The 22,692-nt window shown below is 60.9% G+C and carries 20 protein-coding genes; 9 read left to right on the plus strand and 11 right to left on the minus strand.

Translation table 11 applies throughout. The features are described 5' to 3' along the window. Positions 1-122: 122 nt before the first annotated feature. Positions 123-1,385 (plus strand): DUF3422 domain-containing protein, encoded by a 1,263-nt coding sequence (locus HJB84_RS01840; RefSeq protein ID WP_207584675.1) that lies wholly within the window; start codon positions 123-125, stop codon positions 1,383-1,385. Positions 1,386-1,476: 91 nt separating this feature from the next. On the opposite strand, the gene HJB84_RS01845 is transcribed toward HJB84_RS01840, so the two are convergent. The 6 genes from HJB84_RS01845 to HJB84_RS01870 all read right to left on the minus strand — a co-directional run bounded on the left by HJB84_RS01845 (position 1,477) and on the right by HJB84_RS01870 (position 9,275). Continuing rightward, complete coding sequence (locus tag HJB84_RS01845) at positions 1,477-3,621, minus strand: methyl-accepting chemotaxis protein (protein WP_221115107.1); 2,145 nt, start codon at positions 3,619-3,621, stop codon at positions 1,477-1,479. Between the two features lie 16 nt (positions 3,622-3,637). Further along, positions 3,638-4,567 carry a substrate-binding domain-containing protein gene (locus HJB84_RS01850; protein WP_221115108.1) on the minus strand — a complete coding sequence of 310 codons (930 nt, stop codon included), beginning with the start codon at positions 4,565-4,567 and terminating at the stop codon, positions 3,638-3,640. Between the two features lie 195 nt (positions 4,568-4,762). Further along, entirely contained in the window at positions 4,763-5,647 is an 885-nt protein-coding gene (locus tag HJB84_RS01855) for a carbohydrate ABC transporter permease (protein ID WP_221115109.1), read from the minus strand. Further along, positions 5,637-6,563, minus strand: a complete 927-nt coding sequence (locus HJB84_RS01860; RefSeq protein WP_207584671.1) for a carbohydrate ABC transporter permease — start codon at positions 6,561-6,563, stop codon at positions 5,637-5,639. The genes HJB84_RS01855 and HJB84_RS01860 overlap by 11 nt, the downstream gene beginning before the upstream one ends. 128 nt (positions 6,564-6,691) lie before the next feature. Then, positions 6,692-7,912 (minus strand): sugar ABC transporter substrate-binding protein, encoded by a 1,221-nt coding sequence (locus tag HJB84_RS01865; protein ID WP_221115110.1) that lies wholly within the window; start codon positions 7,910-7,912, stop codon positions 6,692-6,694. A 49-nt stretch (positions 7,913-7,961) separates the two neighbouring features. After that, positions 7,962-9,275 (minus strand): alpha-L-fucosidase, encoded by a 1,314-nt coding sequence (locus HJB84_RS01870; RefSeq protein WP_221115111.1) that lies wholly within the window; start codon positions 9,273-9,275, stop codon positions 7,962-7,964. 203 nt (positions 9,276-9,478) lie between these two features. Here HJB84_RS01870 and HJB84_RS01875 point away from each other — a divergent pair, with 203 nt between their 5' ends. Beyond that, the gene (locus HJB84_RS01875) at positions 9,479-10,486 is read left to right on the plus strand and encodes a LacI family DNA-binding transcriptional regulator (RefSeq protein WP_221115112.1); all 1,008 of its coding nucleotides are present in this window, start codon (positions 9,479-9,481) and stop codon (positions 10,484-10,486) included. A 6-nt stretch (positions 10,487-10,492) separates the two neighbouring features. On the opposite strand, the gene HJB84_RS01880 is transcribed toward HJB84_RS01875, so the two are convergent. After that, positions 10,493-10,669, minus strand: coding sequence for a hypothetical protein (locus HJB84_RS01880; RefSeq protein ID WP_221115113.1), 177 nt, complete (start codon positions 10,667-10,669; stop codon positions 10,493-10,495). A 217-nt stretch (positions 10,670-10,886) separates the two neighbouring features. Between HJB84_RS01880 and HJB84_RS01885 the strand changes: the two genes are divergently transcribed. The 4 genes from HJB84_RS01885 (at position 10,887) to HJB84_RS01900 (ending at position 14,693) form a co-directional block, all read left to right on the plus strand. Then, on the plus strand, positions 10,887-11,615 hold the full coding sequence (locus HJB84_RS01885) for a FadR/GntR family transcriptional regulator (RefSeq protein ID WP_221115114.1): 729 nt from the start codon (positions 10,887-10,889) through the stop codon (positions 11,613-11,615). Between the two features lie 257 nt (positions 11,616-11,872). Further along, complete coding sequence (locus HJB84_RS01890) at positions 11,873-12,886, plus strand: ABC transporter substrate-binding protein (protein ID WP_221115115.1); 1,014 nt, start codon at positions 11,873-11,875, stop codon at positions 12,884-12,886. Between the two features lie 95 nt (positions 12,887-12,981). Next, positions 12,982-13,800: an ABC transporter ATP-binding protein gene (locus HJB84_RS01895; protein ID WP_209890327.1), complete on the plus strand. Its 819-nt coding sequence runs from the start codon at positions 12,982-12,984 to the stop codon at positions 13,798-13,800. A gap of 11 nt (positions 13,801-13,811) precedes the next feature. Then, positions 13,812-14,693, plus strand: a complete 882-nt coding sequence (locus HJB84_RS01900; RefSeq protein WP_221115116.1) for an ABC transporter permease — start codon at positions 13,812-13,814, stop codon at positions 14,691-14,693. Between the two features lie 100 nt (positions 14,694-14,793). Here the strand turns inward: HJB84_RS01900 and HJB84_RS01905 are convergent, their stop codons facing one another. From HJB84_RS01905 to HJB84_RS01920, 4 genes are read right to left on the minus strand one after another with little or no spacing between them, the layout of a single operon-like run. After that, positions 14,794-16,194: a sensor histidine kinase gene (locus HJB84_RS01905; RefSeq protein WP_221115117.1), complete on the minus strand. Its 1,401-nt coding sequence runs from the start codon at positions 16,192-16,194 to the stop codon at positions 14,794-14,796. Further along, positions 16,184-16,852, minus strand: coding sequence for a response regulator (locus tag HJB84_RS01910; protein WP_007635395.1), 669 nt, complete (start codon positions 16,850-16,852; stop codon positions 16,184-16,186). Before HJB84_RS01910 ends, HJB84_RS01905 begins: the two co-directional genes overlap by 11 nt. Positions 16,853-16,908: 56 nt before the next feature. Next, positions 16,909-17,754, minus strand: a complete 846-nt coding sequence (locus tag HJB84_RS01915) for a carbohydrate-binding protein (RefSeq protein WP_221115118.1) — start codon at positions 17,752-17,754, stop codon at positions 16,909-16,911. Positions 17,755-17,765: 11 nt separating this feature from the next. Next, positions 17,766-19,562, minus strand: coding sequence for a heparinase II/III family protein (locus HJB84_RS01920; protein ID WP_221115119.1), 1,797 nt, complete (start codon positions 19,560-19,562; stop codon positions 17,766-17,768). A 130-nt stretch (positions 19,563-19,692) separates the two neighbouring features. On the opposite strand from HJB84_RS01920, the gene HJB84_RS01925 reads away from it, so the two are divergent. From HJB84_RS01925 to HJB84_RS01935, 3 genes are read left to right on the plus strand one after another with little or no spacing between them, the layout of a single operon-like run. Then, a complete protein-coding gene (locus HJB84_RS01925; RefSeq protein WP_207584661.1) occupies positions 19,693-20,679 on the plus strand; it encodes a carbohydrate ABC transporter permease in 987 nt (328 codons plus the stop codon). Then, on the plus strand, positions 20,676-21,512 hold the full coding sequence (locus HJB84_RS01930; protein WP_207584660.1) for a carbohydrate ABC transporter permease: 837 nt from the start codon (positions 20,676-20,678) through the stop codon (positions 21,510-21,512). The genes HJB84_RS01925 and HJB84_RS01930 overlap by 4 nt, the downstream gene beginning before the upstream one ends. 3 nt (positions 21,513-21,515) lie before the next feature. Beyond that, the gene (locus HJB84_RS01935) at positions 21,516-22,688 is read left to right on the plus strand and encodes a glycoside hydrolase family 88 protein (protein ID WP_207584659.1); all 1,173 of its coding nucleotides are present in this window, start codon (positions 21,516-21,518) and stop codon (positions 22,686-22,688) included. Positions 22,689-22,692: the final 4 nt, after the last annotated feature.

The raw sequence follows: 22,692 nt of genomic DNA on the forward strand, positions 1-22,692 counted from the left end.
TGAGAGGCTATAGGCGTTGTCAGCCTTGGCCAGCCCCAGGCGCCATGTCAAATCATAAGCGCCGGCACCCGGTCATTACGCCGGCGACCCAGCGACTGTCTACCGTATAGAGGTGCATCTCCATGCCGATGGGTTCCGAGCATCCGCTGCGCAGGGAGCTTCACAACGAGTTGCATGCCCGGCCGTCGCTTTATTTCGATGGCGACACCGATGTCTGGCATGTCGCGATCGTCGGCGACAATGCCCCTCCCTCGATCCTGGAGCGCCTGCCGGGATTGGAAGATGTCACTATGACCCTCGGGGGCAACCACGGCATCGGCCGCGTCGGCGCCGGTCGGCTGAAGTGGGAGGCGCATACCGAGTTCCTGACCCTCACCTTCGTCGTTCCCGCTTCGTCCGAACCCGGCAGCAATCCGCCGGAAGCCTTTCAGGCCTGTTACCGTCAGATCGAAGGAAAGGTCATGGCGGCCATCCGAGTGCTGGTGCGCGACGAGAAGGATGGACAGCGTCTCGAAAAACCAAAGCTGGACTATGTCGCATCCCAGGTCGGCGGCGGCGATGCGGAAGTGCATTCGAACTTCCGCCTGACCGACAGCGGGTTCGTCGAATTCCTGTTCTTCAACCGCAACCTCAACGCCTATCGCACCGGCCGCATGGTCCGGCGTTTCCTGGAAATTGAGACATACCGGATGATGGCGCTGCTGGCGTTACCGATGGCGCGCGAGACCGTCTCGAGGCTCTCAGCTTTTGACCGGCGCCTCGATCTGCTGATCGCGCATATGCAGAGCGCCATCAAGGTCGACAAGGCGCTGCTGTCCGAGGTGACTAGGCTCTCTTCCGACGTGCTGAACTTCTCCGCACTCGCCCGCCACCGCTTCGGCGCGACGAAAGCCTATGCCGAGATCGTCGCGAGCCGGCTCTCCGAGCTCAGAGAAGAGCGGGTCGAACAGAGGCAACGGCTGGGTACGTTCATCGACCGGCGCTTCCAACCGGCTGTGCGCTCGGTCTATGCGGCAGAGCGGCGCCTCGATGAACTGGCCGAACGCGTCAGCCTGGCCGGAGACTTGCTCAGAACCACCGTGCAGGTTCAGCTCGAAGATCAGAACGCCTCGCTGCTGACGTCGATGGAAGAGCGGGCCCGCATCCAGGTGCATATCCAGCAGGCGGTCGAAGGCTTCTCCGTCATTGCCATTACCTATTACACCGTCGGCCTGGCGAAGATTTGCCTCGAAAGCATTTCCGAACTGGGCGTCGATCCGCACGTGACAAAACTCGCTGTTCTCGGCGCTATCCCGCTCGTGCTCTTCGCCGTCTGGACCGCTGTCCGTCATGTGCGCAGGAGCATCGCCGGTGCGCCGCACGGCCCGGCAGCCGAAAGCCACTGACGCCGGGCCTACCACACCGCGTCCACCGAAATAGGCAGGAGCGGCGCCGCCCTTCCAGCGGCGCTCCTAGATTATCTGCATCAGCAGAGCATCACGATGCCATTGCGTAGTGGCGATGGTCCGATGCCCGGCCGCTGCTCGTCCTGAACCGCAGCAGCAGCTGGGCAAGGCTTTCGGTTTCCTGTGTCAGGCTCTGGGCGGCCGCCGTGGTTTCTTCGACCATCGCGGCGTTCTGCTGCGTCACCTTGTCCATCTGGTCGCCGGCGGCCGAGACCTCGCGCAGGCTCGTCGCCTGTTCGCGGGCGGCAACGGCGATCTCGGCGACGGTCGCATTCATCGCAGTGACCTGCTCGACGATCTGTTCGAGCGAGAGGCCGGATTGGCCGACCAGCTCGACGCCGGTCTTGACCTGCGCCGAGGAGGTCGAGATCAGTTGCTTGATCTCCCTTGCCGCATTGGCAGAACGCTGGGCGAGTTCGCGGACTTCCTGGGCGACCACCGCAAAACCCTTGCCTGCTTCACCGGCGCGCGCGGCTTCGACGCCGGCATTCAGCGCCAGCAGGTTGGTCTGGAAGGCGATCTCGTCGATGACGCTGATAATGTTGCCGATCTTCGAGGACGAATTCTGGATCTCCGTCATCGCGTCGATGGCGCGGGCGACGATCTCGCCGCCCTTTTCGGCATTGGTGCGGGCCGTCGCCACGACAGCCTGGGCGCGGCCTGCGCCCTCCGCCGTGCCGTTGACGCCGCGGGTGACGTCGCCGAGTGCTGCGACCGTTTCTTCCAGGGAGGCTGCCTGCTGCTCGGTGCGGCGGGCGAGATCGTTGGAGGCCGTGGAGATTTCCGACAGACCGGACCGGATGGTGGCGACCGCGCGAATGACGGAGTCGACGGCTTCCTCGAGGCTCGCAACCGAGTTGTTGAAATGATCCCGGATCCTGACGTAGCGATGGTCGACTTCGCCGACGCGGACGGTGAGATCACCCTTCGACAACGCATCGAGGCCGACGGAGATCTGGCGGAAGGCATGTTCCATCACCTGCGCATCGCTGAGCCGCTCGGCCTCCTGGCGGAGCCGCTCTTCTTCGGCGGCCAGGCGAGCCCGTTCGGCATTGGCTTCCGCGATCAGCTTGGCGCGGCCGGTCTCCTGGAACACTTTCAGCGAACGCGCCATGGCGCCCAGCTCGTGGCGGTGCTCGACGCCCGTTATTGCTATCCCTTCCTCGCCGCGGGCAAGCTGCTCCATCGACTGGGCCATGTTGCGGACCGCCGAGGAAATCAGCCGGCCGACGAAATAGGAAAGCACGAGGCCGATGACGATCAACAATCCGCTGATGGCCAGCGTCGTGCTGGTCGCGGAGGCAACCGTTGCGTCCACCGAACCATCCAGGGTCTTCTGCGCCCCCGCGACAGTTGCCTGCAGGTCCTTGAAACCGCCTGATATTCTCGGTGCAAGCACGCCGAGCTGCGTCTGGCGGATGTTGCCCGAGGCCTGCAGGACGTCCTTCATGTCGCCGAGACGGGCGGTGTAGTTCTGCATGAGCTGGCCGGCGCCCATCAGGCGCTTCTTCTGCAGCTCGTTCTTCGCGGCCTTGGCGGCGGCTTCATTGAGGCTGACCGCTTCGGCAAGTGCAGCTTGCGCCGTGTCATAGGCCGCAAAATCGTTGGAATGCACGAAGCGCTCAGAGAAATAGAGACTGCGGTTCAAGGCCTCCAGCGTCGCCGCCGTCATTTGCAACAGGGCCACATCGTTCTGGCGCCAGGCGCTTCGCACGACGTCGTTGAGAGCAATGCTGGTCCAAGGGCCAAATTCGGTGACCTTGGAGATCAAGGCGTCACGCCGGGCCTGAAGAGAAACGATCTGTTCGAAAGCCTTGCCATAGGCAGCAATGTCCTGGCGGATCGCGGCAAGGCCGGATTGCAGGTCCTTGTTGCCGGCAAAACGCGGGTCGTCGGCGTCGAACGCCTTCACGCCGGCACGGAAGCGGTCGACGACATCCTGCGTCGGCGTAGAGCGGAAAGCTTCAGCCGACATCTGAATCTCGTTCAGCTGGTCGCTGTAGTCCGATATGGCGAGGCTCTGGCCTGCCGTGGTGCGATAGGAGGCGAAAATCGAGGCGAGCCCATTCATGCCAGAGATCGCGCTGACCGTGAGCAGGCTCATCAACAGGATCAGCGGCACGAAGCCGGAGGTGATCTGTGCGCGAATGCCGAATTTATTCCAGAAATGCAACATCATAGTCCTCTTATGCTCACTGGCTCTTCGGCAGATACTGGGCAATGGTCTCAGGTGTGACGAGCTCGAAGGGAACGTTGTTTTCGCGCGGCACCTTTTCCTTATTGACGAGCTTCACGGCAGCATCGACAGCCGTCGCCCCCTGCCCGACGGCGCTCTGGAGAATGGTGACGTCGAGATCGCCGGCCACCATCGCGGCCAGCGCGTCGTCGGTCGCGTCGACGCCGGCGACGACGACGTCCTTCATCGGGATATTGGCCTTCTTCATGGCGCGGATCGCGCCGAGCGCCATTTCGTCATTGTTGGCGATGACGGCATCGAATTTGACCCCGGCCGCGAGCCATTCCTGCATCTGCTGGTCGGCATAATCGCTTGACCAGTAAGCGGCCTGCCGTTCGACGATCTGAAGGCCCTTGCAGTCAGGCGTGGCGATGACGTCGGAAATGTCCTGGGTGCGTGCGCGGGCGGCCGCATGGAAGGGTTCGCCCATCAGCACGACGACGCGGCCTTTGCCCTTAAGGAGGGAGCAGACCTGCTTCGTCTCCAGCGTTCCGGAATCCTTTTCGTTGGAGGCGACCACCACCTGATTGTCCGGCAGGTCCAGCAGGTTGGAGGGGACGTTGTTGATATAGACCAGCGGAATGCCTGCATCTGCGGCCATCTTGGTCATTTGCGGCCCGAGGTCGCCATCGGAGACCGCAAGGATAATCGCGTCGACCTTGTCGGCAATGAGCTTCTGAACCTGCTTCTTCTGCAGCTCGTTGTCGCTCTTGGCATTCTCGGTGACGAGCTTGAGGCCGGATATCGTCTGCCCATGCGCGACGACACCGTTTAGAAGCGCCGTTCTGAATTTGTCGAGATCGGACATCGAAACCCCGATCGTCTGGGCATTGGCGGCAGAGATCGATATCGCCAGGGCGATGGATGCAAGCGTGGCCGTTTTCATGAGTTCCCCTGGGCAAGTCGGATAGAACTGCGTTATTTCAAATTTTGGTTAAATTTTACTTTTCGACGCGAAGCAAAAGTTAAGCGCGAGTGTATTTTGCGGCGCGGGAGCGCCATCTTCGGCGGCCACCAGCCGAACTTGACCAGCTTCGCGTCGAACCTGACGCGGCACGCTCTAATCTGTTTTTTATATAAATTATCGTCCGCCGAAGCCGGACCCGACGGAGATGCCTTTGTAGATTATCCTCTGCATCACGATGGCTAGGATGACGCCCGGCAGCATGGAAATCGTCGCACCCGCCATGATGTAATTCCACGAAGTGCCCTGCTGCGTCTGGAACAGGGTGAGCCCGAGCGGCAGCGTGGCTTTTTCGATGCCGCTGGTAGCGATCAGCGGCCAGAGGAAACTCTTCCATTGCGCGATGAAGGTGAAGAGCGACAGCAGGCCGATCGCCGGCATGGCAAGCGGAACGATCACCGTGACCAGGATACGCAGGCGCGAAGCGCCGTCCATCATCGCCGCCTCGTCGAGATCCTTGGGAATGCCGAGGATAAACTGCCTCAGCAAAAACGTGCCGAAGGAAGAGAAGGCGACCGGCAGGATCATGCCGTGATAGGTATTGATCCAGCCGAGCTTGCTGACCAGCAGGAAGAGCGGGATGACCAGCATCACCTGCGGGATCATCAGCGTGCTCAGATAGGTGAGCAGCAGCCCTTCCCGCCCGGGAAACCTCAGCCGAGCGAAGGCGTAGGCGGAAAGGCATGAAACCGCGACCACGATCGCCGTCACCCCACAGGCGACAATAATGGAATTCAACAGGAAGGTTCCGAACGGCAGCGAAACGAAGGCATCGACGAAGGTGCCCCACTGATACTCCTCGGGCAGAATGTGGACCGGCACGGCCATCACTTCGGCGTTGGAGCGCACCGCGTTCGACACCATCCAGAAAAATGGGAAGAGGAAAAGCAGCGCGACCAGCGAAATTCCCGCATAACTCATAAAGGTGCCGACGCGCCGCAGGATGCGCTTCCGATCCGCAGAGACGGAATGCGGATGCCGTGAGGTCGGGTTAGTCGTCATAATGCACCCATTTGCGCTGCATGTGGAATTGCAGAATGGTGAGCGCCATGATCATGACGAACATCACCCAGGCAAGAGCAGAGGCATAACCCATCTGGAAGTTGGTGAAGCCTTTCTGATAAATGGCAAAGCCGAGTGTGGCCGTCGCCGAGCCTGGGCCGCCGCGCGTCATCGCAAAGATCTCGTCGAAGACCTGCAGCGAAGTGATCGCCGTCATCACGGTGGCGAAGAAGACGGTCGGCGAGATGAGAGGCAGGCGGATGCGCCAGAATTGCTGCCAGGCATTGGCGCCATCGATCGTCGCCGCTTCGAGATAATGCTTCGGCACCAGATCGAGCGCGGCATTGAACATCACGACGTTATAGCCGACATTCGCCCACAGCGTGACCAGGATGATCGCCTGCATGGCCCAGGTCGGGTTCAACAGGAAGTTCGGCAGGCCGAGGCCGAGCGCGCGGATGACGGCGTCGGCCAATCCATCCGGCGTGAAGATCAGCAGCCACACTACTGACGCGGCGATCGTCGGCGTGAAGGTCGGCAGGAAGAAGATCACCCGGAAGATCGCCTTGCCGCGTTTCAGGCTCGATATCCACACCGCAAGCGTCAGCGAGACGGCAATGTTCAGCGCCAGATATTCGACGGCGAAGAACAGCGTATTGCGCAAGATGGTGTAAAACGCCGGATCGACGGTGAAGAGCTTGATGTAATTCTGAAAGCCGACGAAGGACGGCGTCGAGATCAGCTGCCAATTGGTGAAGCTCAGCGCTAGCGACGCCAGGATCGGCAGAGCCATGAAGATCATGAAGCCGAGGAAGCTCGGCAGCAGGAACAGCATGGCAGTCTGGGTCTCGGGCATCAGAAAGCGCCGTGGCTGACCGGGCTGCAGCGGAATTTCGGCGACGGCGCTTTGCGACATGTCTTCCTCCATGCGTGACAATCTCGCCTGGCGAGAGCTGGCGCATGACCCGTAAATCGAAATCAATTGTCCGAACGATCATGCGCAGATCCAAAGCGACGGCGCGTCTTCTCAGACGCGCGGGCGCTCTATTGTTGCGCAAGGCTCTGGATGGACTCCATCGTCTGCTTGGCGTCGGCGCTGCCGCCGAAGGCCGGCGGGAAATACTGGTTGAACAGGTTTTCGACCGCCGCCCAGTTGTTGGTGATCACGTAGGGCACGGAATGCGCCAGGGAATAGTCGATGGCCTCGCCGCCATTGGTAATCTCCTTGGCCGCTACCTTGTACCACGAGGGTTGCGAAGCCGTGCGCGCCGGCAGCGCACGGCCCTGCTCGGCGAGATACTGCAGCGCCTCCGGGCTGGTCAGCACCTGGATCGCCTTCCACGCCGCATCCTTGTTCTTGCTCGTCGTGGCGATGCCGAAACCTGAGCCCGCCGTGACGGCGGTAAGCTCGCCGTCTCCGCGCGGCAGGGAGGTAGAACCAATTTTGAACTTGACCTTGTCCTTCATGCCAATGATTGACCACGGACCGTCGATATACATGGCGACATTGCCCGAATAAAACCGACCTTGGATGACCGTGCCGGCATCGGCGCTCGACGGCACCAGCGGCGCGACCTTGTCCTTGGCGGCAAAGCCAATCACCCTATCGGCGGCAGCAACGGCACTCGGATTGGTGAGGTCTAGCTCTCCTGCGTCGTTGACATATTTATCGCCCCAGGCGGCGGCCAGAACCGAATAATTGGTCGGGGTGATGCCAAAGCCGTATTTACCGTCCTTGGTCAACTTCTTGGCGGCATCGGTAAATTCGGCAAGCGTCCAGCCCGGCTTCGGCAACGGAACGCCGGCAGCTTCGAGCGCGTCCTGGTTATAATAGATGACCCACGGACCGACGTCGTAAGGCAAGCCGTAAAGCTGCTTGTCGACAGACATGCCGCCGATGATCGAGGGCGTAAAGGCGCCGACGTCGAACTTGTCGGCCGCGATCCGCTTATTCAGAGGCTCGAGCAGCGAAACAAAATTCGGCATGCGCAGCGACTGCATGGAAACGATGTCGGCGAGCTGTCCGGATGCCGCCAGCACCGGCAGCCGCGTCCAGTAGTCGACCCATCCCGTCGTCGTCAGCGTCACCTTGATATCGGGGTATTTGGTAGTCACCATGTCGGCCAGGTGCTCCCAGCCCTTGGTGTCGGCATCGGAACCGGTCCACATCTGCCAGGTCAGGTTCACCTGCTCGGCCGATGCGGTGGTGGCCAACAGACTGCCGCCGATTGCGGCGAGCAAAAGCGTTTTCTTCAGAACCTTCATGGGTTTCTCCTCCCTCCATGACGCAATGAACGTGCGGATGCGACCGAGCTCACACCTTGAGGATGATCTCGATTACCGGAACGGTGACATCAGGTCGCCGGACCGGCAGTTCGAGCATGATCATGCCTTCCGGCACCATCACGCCGATATTGGAATCCACATCCCTCGTGTGGCTGAGCCAGCGCACTTCGCTGGCATCGTGCAGGAACTGCGCATAGGCGATCTTGTCCGCGAGGCCCTCGATATGAACGTGGCGGTAGGGCCAGTTGTAGACATGCAGATAAAGGCGGTTGCCGCGCTGGGTGTAGCGGCAGCCGGCAGGCACCGGCAGCTCTGATGGCCCGGCCCCATAGATGGAGCGCCCGTTGACGGCCATCCAGTTTTGGTAAACCTCGAGCGCATCGATGGCGCGCGCATCGAGCGCGCCGCGCCCAGTCGGACCGACATTCATCAGCAGGTTGCCGCCGAGCGCGACGGAATCGATCACCAGTTGGATGATCTGTTCCGGGCTCTTCCAAGTATCCTCGTCACGGTGATAACCCCAGGAGCCGCTGAAGGTATGGCATGCCTCCCAGAGCACCCCCTGGCTGGCGATAGCTGGCGCCACGCGCGGCGTATATTGCTCTGGGGTCGTTACATCGGGCAGCTTGCCCGGTGGCAGATCGAGGCGGTTGTTGACGATGATTTCGGGCTGCAACTCGCGCACCAGCTCGATCAGTTGTTCGCTCTCCCAATCGGCACGCCCCTTGCCCGGCAGACCGTGATATTCGCGGCCGGGATAGCTGAAATCGAACCAGATGATGTCGATGCGGCCGAATCCGGTCAGAAGCTCGCGCACCTGTTCGCGCATATAGGCGGCGTAGTTGGCGATCTTGCGGTCGGCGTTCAGCGCCTTGGCGTCAGGATGGTTGCGCAAGGGATGGTGGACGTCGATCGGAAAGTCCGGGTGGTGCCAGTCGAGCAGCGAATAATAGAAGCCGATCTTCAGCCCCTCGGCGCGAAACGCCTCGACCAGAGGCGTCAGCAGGTCCTTGCCGCAAGGTGTGTTCGTTGCCTTGTATTCGGTGACCTTGCTGTCCCAGAGGCAGAACCCCTCATGATGCTTGGTCGTCACCACGACATATTTCATGCCGGCCAGACGGGCGCGTCGAGCCCATTCCTTGGGATCGTAGAGATCGGGATCGAAATTGTCGAAATAGCGCTGGTAGTGCTCGTCGCTCAGCTCCTCGCGGTTTTTCAACCACTCATGGCGGGCTCCGAGCGCATAGAGGCCCCAATGGATGAACATGCCCAAACGGTCCTGGCTGAACCAAGCGTGCTTGTCCGATGCCGAATCTTCCAGCTGGCGTGCCGCTATCGTCACAGGTTTCTCCTCCCTGTTTCCGGTTCGTTACATGATCGAACCGGTTCGGTAACGCGATCATCCGCCTCGACTTTCCAGCTGTCAAGCCGAAATCCACATAGTTCAAGTCCGAATCCGGCCCACACATTGCCGGTTTTGCCAGCAACGCGTTGCGCCGACAAACAAAACCTGCCATAAACAACTCATAGAACCGGTTCGATAAAATGACCACCATACGAGATGTAGCGCGCCTTGCGGGAGTTTCGATCTCGACCGTCTCGCTTGCGCTCAACAGCCCGAAGCGGGTCGGCGCCGAGACGCTCGATCGCATCCAGCAGGCGATAAAATCGACCGGCTACCGTATCGATCCGGTGGCCCAGACGCTGGCGCGCGGACGCAGTTCGCTGATCGGTTTTGTTTCGGCCAATCTCGGCAACATGTTCTTCGGCGACATCCGCCGCGAAATTGAACACCAGGCGCTCGATCACGGCTATTTCGTCCTGATCGCCGACTCCTCCGGCAGGGCCGATCTTGAACGGGCACTGCTGGAGCGGCTGGAGGCACAGAAGATTGCCGGCATTGCCTTGGCAGCCAACGGGCGCGGCGAGGAGTACGCCGCATTCCTGCGCGACTTCAAGACACCGATCGTGATGTTCGACCAGAAGGTCGAGGGCGCGGAACGCGATTTCGTCGGCTCCGACAATCCGTTGACGACAACCATCCTGACCGAACATCTGCTGCAGCTCGGCCATCGTCGCATCGGCTTCATCTCCGGCCCAAGCGGCCTGCACACCGCCGACGAACGCCTGAAAGGTTTCATGGACACGATGGCCGGCGCCGGCGTGGACATCGACCCTTCGCTGGTCGTCGAGGGCGGCTACACCAGAACCGGCGGCCATGCGCAGGCGATGCGGCTCTTAACCCGCCGCGACCGGCCGACCGCCATCATCGGCGCTAACAATATGACGGGGCTGGCGGCCCTGCAGGTGATGCAGGAGATGGGTTTCCGCTGCCCTGACGACGTGTCGCTGGCAATGGTCGACGACGTGCCCTGGAGCAACGTCATCACGCCCCGCATCACTATGGTCGTGCAGGATGCACCGAAGCTCGGCGAACTGGCGGCACAGCGTCTGCTGGCGAGAATAGCGAGCCCCGAGGCCGCCGCTGAGCCGCCCCAGGACTTCATCCTGACGCCGAGATTCGTACGCGGCGAGTCGACCAGGCGGCTCTGAGTTCGATCACGAAGATAACAAAACCGGTCTATCGCCATCGAGACTATCGGCCCAGGCCTGTACGAACCGATGATCGACAGTATTGCCCTCGTCAACGCTCACCATCGCCTCCAGCGTCAAGTGTCGACGCTTTTCTTTCTGCGAAAGCAGCGGGACTTGCGCGGCCGGATCCTGGGTTTCCATCGAAACCCCCTCTTCGATTGTTCGCGATCATAACCATTAACTCCCGTCATATCCAACCGCAGTTCCGGTCGACAAAAACAGCTAAAGGAGAAGCAGCGTGGACGTCGATTGAAACATGGCGAGATTTGTCATACATGTGTGATGAATCGAGATTTTGTGTGCCGCCAGTTCTGGCCGCATGCGGATCGAAGCCGATGCGAGGGGGCGAGGCGTAGCTATGCATATGAAGGATCGCAGCAGAAGCTCGGGGTCGCTGGTCTCACGGGTCGGCGAAAGCCTTCGGCAAGCGATCCTCAGCGGCCAGTATTCCGCCGGCGACAAACTTCCGAGCGAGCATGAGCTGACCGAGACGCATAGTGTCAGCCGAACCGTGGTGCGCGAGGCGGTCGCCGCACTTCGTTCCGACGGACTGGTCGAGGTGCGCCAAGGCGCGGGAATTTTCGTGATCGGCCCTGACCCCACACTGTCAGGTCGGAAGGTGGACAAGACCCGCGTCGCCTCCGACTTGGAAGTGCTCGAAATCCGAACCCCCGTCGAAATCGAGGCGGCCGGACTTGCCGCCTTGCGCCGCTCGCCGGCGCAGGAGGAAGCGATCTTCGAATGCCACCGGAAGATCCTCCAGTGCATCGAGACGGATCAATCCATCCGCGAGGCGGATCTCGAACTCCATGTCGCGATCGCCGAGGCGACCAACAATCCACTGTTCAAGCACTTCCTTCAATCCCAGGGGTCAGCGATCATCCCGCAATCGAGACTTGTCCCGGAAACAAGGACTGCCGAGCAGACCGCTTACCGAAAGCTGATCCACAGGGAACATGAAGTAATCATCGTTGCGATCTCCGACAGGGACGATCAGGCTGCCCGCAACGCCATGCGTGAGCACCTGGTCGGCAGTCAGACGAGGTACCGCAACCTGCTGAAGGACCTGCGGAGTTTTGCGACCTGAGTCCAACGAGAAGCTCCGCCGCACGGCAGGCTTTTCGACAGTCACGACCAACCCATCCAAAAATCGACGCCGAAAGCAGCTTTCCAGGAAGCGCGCGCAACGCGTTTTTCGGCGTGACGCATGGATTGGGCGCGCTATTTGACCCTTCTGCGGCTGAAAGCTAGTTGAAAGCTTCGACGTCATAGGAAAGGGCAGCATCGTGGAGGAGCACGGTCAAGGTGGCCAGACGACGATGCAAGCACCAGGAGGAGATTTCCATGCGTTCTTCACGCAGCCTTTTTCAATCCGTAGCCCTTTCCACGCTTTTCGCTGCAGCATCTTTCGCTGCGAGCGCCGCAAACGCAGCCGACAAGATCACCATCATGGTCGGCGGTTATGAAAAGCAGATCTATCTGCCGGCCAAGCTCGCCGAATCGCTCGGGTACTTCAAGGACGAAGGCCTCGACGTCGAACTCCTGAACGAAGCTGCCGGCGTCGATGCCGAAAACCAGCTGCTGGCGGGCGCCGTCCAGGGTGTCGTCGGCTTCTACGACCACTGCGTGGACCTGCAGGCCAAAGGCAAGTTCGTCGAATCTCTCGTCCAGTTCAGTCAGGCGCCGGGTGAGGTCGAGATGGTCTCGAGCAAGCATCCGGAGATCAAATCGCCGGCCGATTTCAAGGGCAAGACCCTCGGCGTTACCGGCCTCGGCTCTTCCACCAACTTCCTGACGCTCTTCATGGCGTCGAAGGCCGGCCTGCAGCCGGGCGACGTCGTCACCGTTCCAGTCGGTGCCGGCGGCACGTTCATCGCCGCCATGCAACAGGATCAGATCCAGGCCGGCATGACGACGGAACCGACGATCTCGCGCCTGATCAAAACCGGCGAAGCCAGCGTTCTCGTCGACATGCGCACGGTCGAATCGACCCGAAAGGCGCTCGGCGGGACCTATCCGGCCGCCTCGCTCTATATGGAAACCGCCTGGGTCGATGCGCACAAGGACGAGGCACAAAAGCTCGCCAACGCCTTCGTCAAGACCCTGCGCTACATCAACACGCATTCTGCCGCCGAGATCGCGGACAAGATGCCGAAGGACTTTTACGTCGGCGACAAGGACGGCTACATCAAGGCTTTGAACGACGGCAAGGGCATGTTCACCACTGATGGCGTCATGCCGGAAGACGGTCCGAAGACCGTGCTTGCTGTGCTCTCGGAGTTCTCCAAGAACGTCAAGGGCAAGCAGATCGACCTTTCCAAGACCTACACGACGGAATTCGTCAAGAACGTCAAGTAACGCGTGCTATCGCTTCCGGCTTCAGCCGGAAGCGGCCTCCGATCGATCCATGGGCATTGCGTGCACGCGCCCTAAGGCACGCCTCAGGTATCATCATGCAACATGACAACAAGCAGATCCCGGCGATCGAGCTGATCAACGTCAGCCGGCGCTTCGTCTCGCCGACCGGAAAATCCCTCACAGCCTTGCGCGATTTCAACATGACGGTTGCACGCGGAGAGTTTGTCGCAGTCGTCGGCCCTACCGGATGCGGGAAGTCGACCACACTCAACCTCGTGACAGGTCTCGCACGCCCAAGTGCCGGCGAAGTCCGGCTGATGGGCGGGCCGATCACCGGCATTGACCGGCGTGTCGGCTTCGCATTCCAGACCGACGCGCTCTTTCCCTGGAAGAACGTCATCGACAATGTCATGGCCGGTCCACTTTTCCGGGGAAAGTCGCGCGCCGAGGCGGAAAAGAGCGCCCGCGACTGGATCGCCCGTGTCGGTCTTTCGAAATTTCTCCATCACTATCCCCATCAGCTTTCAGGCGGCATGCGCAAGCGCGTCTCGCTGGCGCAGACCTTCATCAACGAACCGGAAATCCTGCTGATGGACGAGCCGTTTTCGGCGCTCGACGTGCAGACCCGCACCGTCATGCATGAAGAACTCTTGAAGCTGTGGGCGGAGCGCAAGGCCTCGGTGGTATTCGTCACCCACGATCTCGAAGAGGCCGTGGCGCTCGCCGACAAGGTATATGTGCTCACAGCCGGGCCTGCGACGGTCAAGTCGGTCTACACGATCGATCTCCCCCGCCCGCGCGTGGTATCGGAGATCCGCTACGAGCAGAGCTTCATCGACTATTGCAAGACGATCTGGGAGGACCTCCGCGAAGAGGTCGAGACCAGCTACCGCCGCGCAAGCGAAGCGGCCTGAGGGAGGATATCATGGCACACACCACCCTTGAGGCCGGTTCGGCCACCATGTTTCGGCCGGGCACGTCTGATACAGAAATCGAGGCATCGGCGCTGAAGGCGATACGGCGGCGCAAATTGCTGGTGCGTTTCTGGCAGATCGCCATTCTGGTCTTCGCGATCGGCATGTGGGAACTCTCCTCCAACATGCAGTGGATCGACCCGTTCTTCTATTCGAGCCCGAGCGGCGTCGTTCAGCGCCTCTATGAATGGGCAACGGAAGGCACCACCGAAGGGTCGCTCTGGTACAATCTCTGGGTGACAATGGAAGAGGCGCTGATCGGCTTCTTCGCCGGCTCGATCACCGGCGTCTTCGTCGGTATCGGCCTCGGCCGCAACCGCTTTCTGTCGGACATCTTCTCGGTCTACATCAAGGCGATCAACTCGATCCCCCGCGTGGTCCTTGCTCCGATCTTCATCATGATCATGGGTCTCGGCCTGCCGTCCAAGGTCGCGCTCGCCTTCATCATGGTGTTCTTCGTCGTCTTCGCCAACGCCTTCCAGGGCGTGCGCGAGGCCGACCGCAACATGATCGCCAATGCCCGCATCCTCGGCGCGTCGGACTGGCAGGTGACCCGGACCGTGGTCATTCCTTCGGCAATGAGCTGGATCTTCGCCAGCCTGCACGTCTCCTTTGGTTTTGCGATCATCGGCGCGATCGTCGGCGAATTCGTCGGCGCCCGCTTCGGGATCGGCCAGCTCATCTCGATCGCCAAGGGCACGTTCGACGCGGCTGGCATGTTTGCGGCAATCCTGCTCGTCATGGTCGTCACGCTTGTTGCGGAATACATCATGACGTTGGTCGAGAACCGTCTGGCGAAGTGGCGGCCGCAGCAGCACCTCGACACGCCGTAATCAGATCGATCCTCCAAGGCAGATCGTACTGAAGGCCGGGCCCCATGCCCGGCCTTCTTTCATTGATGCAGTCAATCTTGAAAGAAACCTCGCCTCGGGTTCAGGTGAGCGGAAGCCGCACGGTAACGACAAGACCGCCGCCATCTGCATCATCGAGCGAGACTGAACCTCCCGCACCTTCGACGACCTCCCGAACGATCGCAAGCCCAAGACCGCTGCCCTCCGCTTCGGTCCCCATGATCCGGTAGAACCGTTCGAAAACCTGCTCTCGCTCCCCGTGGGGAATCCCCGGTCCGCTGTCCTCGACGGTAACGACAGCGTTGCCGTCCGCTTGCCCGACCGTGACGGTCACCCGTCCATTCGGGCGGGTATAGCGGATCGCGTTGTCTATGAGGTTGACCAGCATCTCGCGCAACATCGTCCCGTCGCCTTCGACGATGACGGGACCATCCGCTTCCAGACCGACGTCGATGTTGCGCCTCAGCGCCTCTTCAGCATGCGCCTCCAAAATCTCACGGGCTGCCTTGCTGAGGTCGGCAGCGTCGCTGCGCGGGCGCCGGCTTCCGGGCTCGGCGCGTGACAAGGTAAGGAGCTGGCTGGCGAGACGCGAAATCTGCTTCGTGCTGGTGCGAAGCGCAAAGAGCGCCTCGTCGCGGCGACCCGCATCGTCTTCGCGGGCCGCCACGCTCGCCTGGGTCGAAATCAGCGCCAAGGGCGTTCGCAGCTGATGGGCAGCATTCGATACGAACCGTCGCTGCGCGGCCATCTGGTTCTGGACGCGCTCCATGTAGTCGTTGAGTGCGTGAACGAGCGGTTGCAGTTCGCTCTGCACCATCTCCGGCGGCAGCGGATCGAGACGGTTGCGACCGCGCTGTCGCACAGCGTCCCGCAGTCGCAGAGCTGGCGCCAGGCCCCGTTGAAGCCCGAGGATGGTCACCAGGCTTGCGACGAAGAGGAGCACAAACTGCTTCGAAAAGTCCGAGAGCCACAGCTGCCGTCGCATCGCGTACTGGCTGTTATGGGTCACGGCGACGGTCACGGAGATGGTGCCGTCATCGGGCAGCCCGACGACAGGATGGTCGAGCATTATGACGCGCACATCGGCGCCATGAAACGCGCGATCCTCACCTGCGCGATGGATGGCCGGCAACGGCAGGTCGGGAACGCCGCTCACAAGACTGCCCCACGCAGTGATCACCTGATAGGACACCCGGTCACCGAAGCCTGTATCGAACATCTCCAGCGCGGAAGGCGGCACGTCCACTTGAACATTGCCGCCCTCGTCGACGCGGACGGCCTCGGCGATGACCCGGGCCGAGGCCAGAAGCGTTCGATCGGTCACCAGCTTTGCCGTCGCGTCGGCCGTCCAGAAGCTGTCGTAAAGATTGAAGCCGATGGCGCCGAGCAGGGTCAGCAGCACCCAGCAGAGCAGTTGCGCCCTCAGGCTCCGGCTGAGCCGCGCGATCGTCGCGCCCACCTTTGTGACGAGGCTACTGGACATGTCTGAGGAGATAACCGAGCCCACGCAACGTCGCGATCTGAACCGAGCTGCTCTCGAGCTTCTTTCGCAGCCTGTGGACGTAGATTTCGATGGCGCTCGGATCCGCCTCGTCGTCGAAACCGAACACGCTTTCAGAAAGCGTGGCTTTCGAGACGGTGGTGCCAAGCTTCATGACGAGCTGCTCAAGGACAGCATATTCTCGCGGCGTCAGTTGCAGCAGCTCATCCGCGACGAAAAACTGCCGCGTCCCACCGGAAAAACGCAGGTTTCCGACGGTGATTTCCGACGATGCGCGATCCTGCCCGCGGCGCACCACCGCGCGGATTCTCGCTTCGAGCTCGGCGATTTCGAAAGGCTTGGCGAGATAATCGTCGGCGCCGCTGTCGAGCCCGGCCACACGCCCATCCAGGCTCGCATTCGCGGTCAAGATGATGACCGGCAGCTTACTTCCCGACTGCCTCAATCGCTTCAAGAGCGTTAAGCCGTCAAGCTTGGGCAGCGCAAGGTCGAGGATCATTGCCGAATACTCGGCAACCTTGAGCATATGCTCGGCGTCCTCGCCGTCATGGGCGATATCGATAGCATATTGCGCCTGTCGCAGGGCTTTCCCCAGCCAGGCCGCCAGATCCTTGTTGTCCTCCACCACAAGCAGTCGCATCCGACCTCCTTAGCATGGGCACATGCTCTGACGGAAGCGACGCGGTTTCTCTGCTATCAGGCGTGCTCAGCTTCGCCTTCGGCAGCAACGGCTGCGACGTTCCGGTCGACGGCGCCCGGCGCTTCCGTTCCCCAGATTTCGACCTGCGTCAGCGCCGGATAGGGCGAGCCGTCCTCCGCCTTGATCAGGCCATGCATTTCGACCCATTCGACGATGCAAGGTTCGATGGAAAAACCCTGCGCGGCGCCGGATTTCACCAGCGGAAAAGAAGAGGTTCTGCCATTCGAGAAGGTGACGCTGGCTTTCTCCCACCAGGAATCATGCGGGAAGTCGGCCCGGAGGTAGAAGACGATCTCATCGATCCGGACGGGCCTGCCGAACTCCACGGTCAGCGCGGCTTCAGGATCGCGATTGATGCCCCAGCTGGTGTAAGGCCAGAAGCCATGATCGTCGTTGGCCTTTTCGCCGTCGATCGCGTTGCGCGCCGCAAAGACCGCTTCCCCTCGGGTTTCGACATTGGCGCGCGCATGCGGAAAAAGCGTCCGATTGGCGTGATCGTCCCAGGGGTTCAGGGCGAGATTGCGCCGCTGGGCGATCTCATCGGGCCGCGCGCTTTTTGCTGAAAGCCGATGGATATCACCCTTAAAGGCGTTCGGCGAATAGGACTTGCGCTTGTCGCCGAAGGGCACGGCGAAGCAATAGTCGCTTTCCCTGATATAGACGAGGCCGGGCTGGATCGCGCTGTCCAGCGCCAGGAACACATGCCCGAGTTCTGAAGCTTCTACGACGACGCAATCGCCCTCGCGATAGCTCTGGCGATAGACTAGAAACGTCTCGTCCTGCCCAGTGGAGCTTGCCAGCACGAACCCATTGGCGTCCGTGATCTTTAGCGTCAATTTCATGCTCGTCCTCCTCAGACGATCCGCAATCTCAGGACCCTGCCGGGAAACGATAGGCGCAGCCGGTAGATTTTTTCCGGCCAGGCCGCTCTCAGCCTGATGTCGTCCACGTCGATCTCATCGATTTCGATCGGCCCACTGCCGTCGGCGAAAATGCTGCCGAGATCGGCGAGATCGATCCTGTCCGAGGTGACGGTCGGTGCCAGGCAAGTCATCAGCGACAGGATGGCCGGCTTGCCGCCGTCATAGGTGTCGACGATCTCGACATGGCGGCCGCGCAGCAGGGAAACGACGCGACGGTAGCTGTGCAACTGCGCTTCGGCGGGGTAGGCGCCAGATATATCGAGAGAGATGCGCGCGCTCTGCTCGTCATACCCGACCTCGACATTGCGCGCGCCGAGCGCTTCGCCGGCGGATTGCATGACGCCTGCGAAGGTCGGCAGGTTGTGAAAAGCCGACTGCATCGTCCATATCTCGTAGCGCTGCGCCGAAAAGGTCTTTGCAGTATAGGTCTCGACACCGACATCGATCAGCAACGGACGACCGTTCTTATAGAGCGTCACGCTTCCGACATCGTTGTGATTGTGGCCCTCGCCGTTGTTGCCGCCCTTGACGGCAAGCGAAAACTGCTCGTCGCGAGCGATGAACAGACCAATGCCGGGATAGAAGATCTCGCGCCTGCGCGCATGACGCGGGTGGACGGCAGCGGGAAGCGTCGGGCCGACCAGCAGTTCCTGCACGCGATACCAGAGGTTCCATTCCCCGGGCAGGTGCGGATTGTCGGCGGCGACCCTGTCGGCTGCGGCGAACTCGGCCAGCATCGGCGAGCCGACCGCTTGTCCGAATAGGTATTCCCGCGCACTGCAGGGTTCGACCACCGCGGAAGAATCGGCGAAGTTGAAATAGTAGCGGCCGGCGACATGCATGTTGGCGATATATTCGGCCATGTTGCGGACCTTCGGCTGCTGCCAGAACCTGGCAAACAGGCCCGGGGCCACGGTATCGAGGATGGTCAATGCACCGTGGAGGCAAAGCGCGGCGTGGCGGTAGTAGACGACGCCCTCCTCGCAGGCGCCGTCCTCGGCGTAGTCCTTCAGGAAAGCATCAAGACTGCCGAGTGCCTTTCTGACGACGGCGTGGCGCGTCGCCTGATCTGTTTTCAGCGAAAAGACCGTCAAGAGGACGTTCTGGGTTATCCATGCCGTCCAGTTGTTCATCCGCTCATCGTCGCGGCCCATCCACCAGAAATGCCGGGCGAGATAGGGCGTAAGGATGCGGGCCTCGATCTCGCGGTCCACCCGTGCGGTGATCTCGGGGCTGATGCCGTCGAGTTCGTCGCCGAGCAAGGCGACGATAGTGGCAAGCAGGGCAGCCGTTTCGGCTGCGAAGAGATCGACGACCGGTTGCGAATTGTCGGGTAGCGGCAGCCGCGCGCCGCTGCGTTCATAGGCATTATGCGCCGGAAGCTGCCAGCCGCTTTCCTCGACGATCAGGAAGATGCCGTCGACGATCTTCGGCAGGAACCGGGCTGCACCTTCGATAAGTTCGCCAAGCACCAGATTGTTGAGCATCCGGCGCCGTGTGAAATAGAGCTCCTCGAAGCGCGAACGGTTGCCCGTCGCGGTGAACGCCCGGTAGTCCGACGCAGTGATAACAGGCCAGGCCCGCGCCAGAATCTCTTCGGCCTCCCGAACGACCAGTTCGCGCGTCGCCTGCGGCACGGAATTCCATCTGACGCGATCGGAGCAGACCGCCCCGGGCGTGAAATCGCCCAGCACATCCGGCAGCTCTCCTGAAATCTGACTGAACATGTCTCTCCCCGTACCGGAAAAGCATTGATGGACGTCTGCTTTCCCGCCCACTTATCATATGTATTTTGCGATTTCCATAAAATTCATATGACACGTTCAGAACTTGTTTGACCAATAGGGGATTTGTGCTATGTCGATGCGAGAGGAAGAGGAGGCATCGGTGTCCCTATCGAATTCGGTCATCGCAGCGGATGGCGCTCTGGCAGCCTCCGGCCGGAAGGTCACGGTCCTGTCCAAGCGCCAGCGCAGGATACGCAACGCGCTTGTCGCCTACTCCTTCATTGCGCCGAATTTCATCGGCTTTGCCGTCTTCACGCTCGGCCCGATCCTGTTCGCCTTCGCGCTCGCGTTCATGCATTGGGACGGCTCGAACGCGATCACATTCGCGGGCCTCGACAACTTCTGGCGGCTGTTCGAGGACAAGGCCTTCATCGCGGCGTTCTGGAACACGGTTATCTACACGGTCGCCTCCGTGCCGGCGACGCTCGTCTGCGCCCTCGGCCTCGCCGTTCTCCTCAACCAGAAGATCGTCGGGCGCGATTTCTTCCGCACGGCGATGTTCTTCCCTTATGTCGCCTCGCTGGTCGCCGTCGCGGTCGTCTGGAACATGATCTTCAACCCCGAGATGGGACCGGTGAACATGGCCCTCTACACGCTCGGCCTCGACCCGAAGAACATGCCGGGATGGGCAGCCGATCGCCACTGGGCGATGGTGACGGTGATCCTCTTCGGCATCTGGAAGAACATGGGGTATTACATGGTCATCTATCTGGCCGGCCTGCAGGGCATCAATGCCGAACTCTACGAGGCCGCCGACCTCGATGGCGCCAATTCCTGGCAGAAATTCATCCATGTCACAGTGCCGCAGCTCGGCCCGACGACCTTCTTCGTGACCGTCATGCTGACCATCCAGTCCTTCAAGGTATTCGATCAGATCTACATGATCACCCAAGGCGGACCCGGCACCTCGACGCTGGTCCTCGTCTACCACATCTACAACGAAGCTTTCATTTCCTGGGATCTCGGCTATTCCAGCATGGTTTCGCTGGTGCTGTTCTTCCTCGTCCTCGCGGTCACCGTCTTCCAGTTCCGGCGCCAGAGGGAGGACGAGGCATGAGGATCGCCGGACGCAAGGTGACCGTCGGGACGGTCGCGATCTATGCCATCGTCATCGCCGTCACGCTGATCATGCTGATGCCCTTTGCCTGGATGCTTTCGGCATCGCTGAAGCTCAGCCGCGACGTGTTCGCCTTCCCGATCGAGTGGATACCGTCCGTACCGCAATGGCAAAACTACGTCGATATCTGGACGAAGATCCCGCTCGCCCTCTTCATCTACAACACCTCGAAACTGACGATCATCGTCACGCTGCTGCAGCTTTTGACCTCCAGCTTTGCGGCCTACGCCTTCGCCAAGCTGAATTTTCCCTATAAGAACACTCTGTTCCTCGGCTACATCGCCACCATCGCCATGCCCTGGCAGGTCTATATGGTGCCGCAATTCCTGCTGATGCGCGAATTCGGCCTCAACAACACCCATCTGGCGCTGATCTGCCTGCAAGCCTTCACCGCCTTCGGCGTCTTCCTCATGCGGCAATTCTATATGTCGATTCCGACCGAACTTTGCGAGGCGGCCCGCATCGACGGCATGAACGAGTACCAGATCTGGGCACGCATCATGCTGCCGCTGTCGAAGCCGGCGCTCTCGACCCTGACGATCTTCACCTTCGTCACCACGTGGAACGACTTTCTCGGGCCGATGATCTATCTGACCAAGACCGAGCTGAAGACGGTCCAGATCGGCCTGCGCATGTTCATCTCGCAATATTCGGCCGAGTATGGGCTGATCATGGCGGCCTCCGTCGTCGCGCTCATCCCGGTTCTCGTCGTCTTCCTTGTACTCCAGCGCTTCTTCGTCGAAGGCATCGCCTCGACCGGATTGAAGGGTTAGGCCATGAACGCCATTTCCTCAGTCGCCCCGCAGCCGATCACCGACGAGGAGGTGAAAACCGCGCTCGATCTCGCTGTCGATCAGATCCGGCGCAACCTTCCCGAATTCACCCATGCCGCGCAGAACCATTCGAGCGTCAAGAATTTCTACCCCGCTGTCGCCAACGACCAATGGACAGCAGGCTTCTGGCCGGGAGAGCTGTGGCTCGCTTTCGAACACAGCGGCGAGGCAGTTTTCCGAGATGCCGCGCAGACCCAGGTCCAGTCGTTCCTGCATCGGATCATTAACCGCATCGAGACCGATCATCACGACATGGGCTTTCTCTATTCGCCCTCCTGCATCGCCGCCTGGAAGCTCGTCGGAGACGAGGATGGGCGCCGGGCTGCGATCCTCGCCGCCGACCAGCTGATCGAACGTTTTCAGCCGATCGGCCAATTCATCCAGGCCTGGGGCCGCAAGGGTAAAGCAGAAGAATACCGCTACATCATCGACTGCCTCTTGAACCTGCCGCTTCTCTACTGGGCAAGCCGCGAGACCGGTGATCCGAAATACCGCGAGATCGCGCTCATCCACGCCCGCACCACGCTCGCCAATTCGGTGCGGCCTGACGATTCCACCTATCACACCTTCTATATGGACCCGGTCACCGGAGCGCCGGTGCGCGGCGCCACCAAGCAAGGCTACAAAGACGACAGCGCCTGGGCGCGCGGACAGGCCTGGGGAATTTCAGGCATGGCGCTCTCCTATCGTTACGAGCGGATTGAGGAATATCGCCAGACCTTCGACCGGCTGCTCACCTTCTATCTCAACCGGCTGCCGGCCGACATGGTGCCCTATTGGGATCTCGTCTTTTCGGACGCAGACGGCGAGCCGCGCGACAGCTCGTCGGCCTCAATTACCGCCTGTGGCCTTCTGGAGATGGCCGATCTCGTCGAAGCCGAAGCCGCCGAGCGTTATCGCACGCTGGCGCGGCGGATGATGAAGAGCCTGGCCGACCACTATGCGGTCAAGGATCCCACGATCTCCAACGGCCTGGTGCTGCACGCCACCTATTCGAAGAAATCACCCTTCAACACCTGCCGCGGCGAGGGCGTCGATGAATGCGTCTCCTGGGGAGATTATTATTACATGGAAGCTTTGACGCGCCTTTCGCGCCGCTGGTCTTCCTATTGGTGAATTC

Source organism: Rhizobium sp. NZLR1b (assembly GCF_019685155.1).
Classification (GTDB): Bacteria; Pseudomonadota; Alphaproteobacteria; order Rhizobiales; family Rhizobiaceae; genus Rhizobium.

Bases quoted from the DNA above. Each gene is read 5' to 3' on its own strand.
- HJB84_RS01840 (WP_207584675.1), top strand. From the start codon at position 123: ATGCCGATGGGTTCCGAGCATCCGCTGCGCAGGGAGCTTCACAACGAG.
- HJB84_RS01845 (WP_221115107.1), bottom strand. From the start codon at position 3,621: ATGTTGCATTTCTGGAATAAATTCGGCATTCGCGCACAGATCACCTCC.
- HJB84_RS01850 (WP_221115108.1), bottom strand. From the start codon at position 4,567: ATGAAAACGGCCACGCTTGCATCCATCGCCCTGGCGATATCGATCTCT.
- HJB84_RS01855 (WP_221115109.1), bottom strand. From the start codon at position 5,647: ATGACGACTAACCCGACCTCACGGCATCCGCATTCCGTCTCTGCGGAT.
- HJB84_RS01860 (WP_207584671.1), bottom strand. From the start codon at position 6,563: ATGTCGCAAAGCGCCGTCGCCGAAATTCCGCTGCAGCCCGGTCAGCCA.
- HJB84_RS01865 (WP_221115110.1), bottom strand. From the start codon at position 7,912: ATGAAGGTTCTGAAGAAAACGCTTTTGCTCGCCGCAATCGGCGGCAGT.
- HJB84_RS01875 (WP_221115112.1), top strand. From the start codon at position 9,479: ATGACCACCATACGAGATGTAGCGCGCCTTGCGGGAGTTTCGATCTCG.
- HJB84_RS01880 (WP_221115113.1), bottom strand. From the start codon at position 10,669: ATGGAAACCCAGGATCCGGCCGCGCAAGTCCCGCTGCTTTCGCAGAAA.
- HJB84_RS01885 (WP_221115114.1), top strand. From the start codon at position 10,887: ATGCATATGAAGGATCGCAGCAGAAGCTCGGGGTCGCTGGTCTCACGG.
- HJB84_RS01890 (WP_221115115.1), top strand. From the start codon at position 11,873: ATGCGTTCTTCACGCAGCCTTTTTCAATCCGTAGCCCTTTCCACGCTT.
- HJB84_RS01895 (WP_209890327.1), top strand. From the start codon at position 12,982: ATGCAACATGACAACAAGCAGATCCCGGCGATCGAGCTGATCAACGTC.
- HJB84_RS01900 (WP_221115116.1), top strand. From the start codon at position 13,812: ATGGCACACACCACCCTTGAGGCCGGTTCGGCCACCATGTTTCGGCCG.
- HJB84_RS01905 (WP_221115117.1), bottom strand. From the start codon at position 16,194: ATGTCCAGTAGCCTCGTCACAAAGGTGGGCGCGACGATCGCGCGGCTC.
- HJB84_RS01910 (WP_007635395.1), bottom strand. From the start codon at position 16,852: ATGCGACTGCTTGTGGTGGAGGACAACAAGGATCTGGCGGCCTGGCTG.
- HJB84_RS01915 (WP_221115118.1), bottom strand. From the start codon at position 17,754: ATGAAATTGACGCTAAAGATCACGGACGCCAATGGGTTCGTGCTGGCA.
- HJB84_RS01920 (WP_221115119.1), bottom strand. From the start codon at position 19,562: ATGTTCAGTCAGATTTCAGGAGAGCTGCCGGATGTGCTGGGCGATTTC.
- HJB84_RS01925 (WP_207584661.1), top strand. From the start codon at position 19,693: ATGTCGATGCGAGAGGAAGAGGAGGCATCGGTGTCCCTATCGAATTCG.
- HJB84_RS01930 (WP_207584660.1), top strand. From the start codon at position 20,676: ATGAGGATCGCCGGACGCAAGGTGACCGTCGGGACGGTCGCGATCTAT.
- HJB84_RS01935 (WP_207584659.1), top strand. From the start codon at position 21,516: ATGAACGCCATTTCCTCAGTCGCCCCGCAGCCGATCACCGACGAGGAG.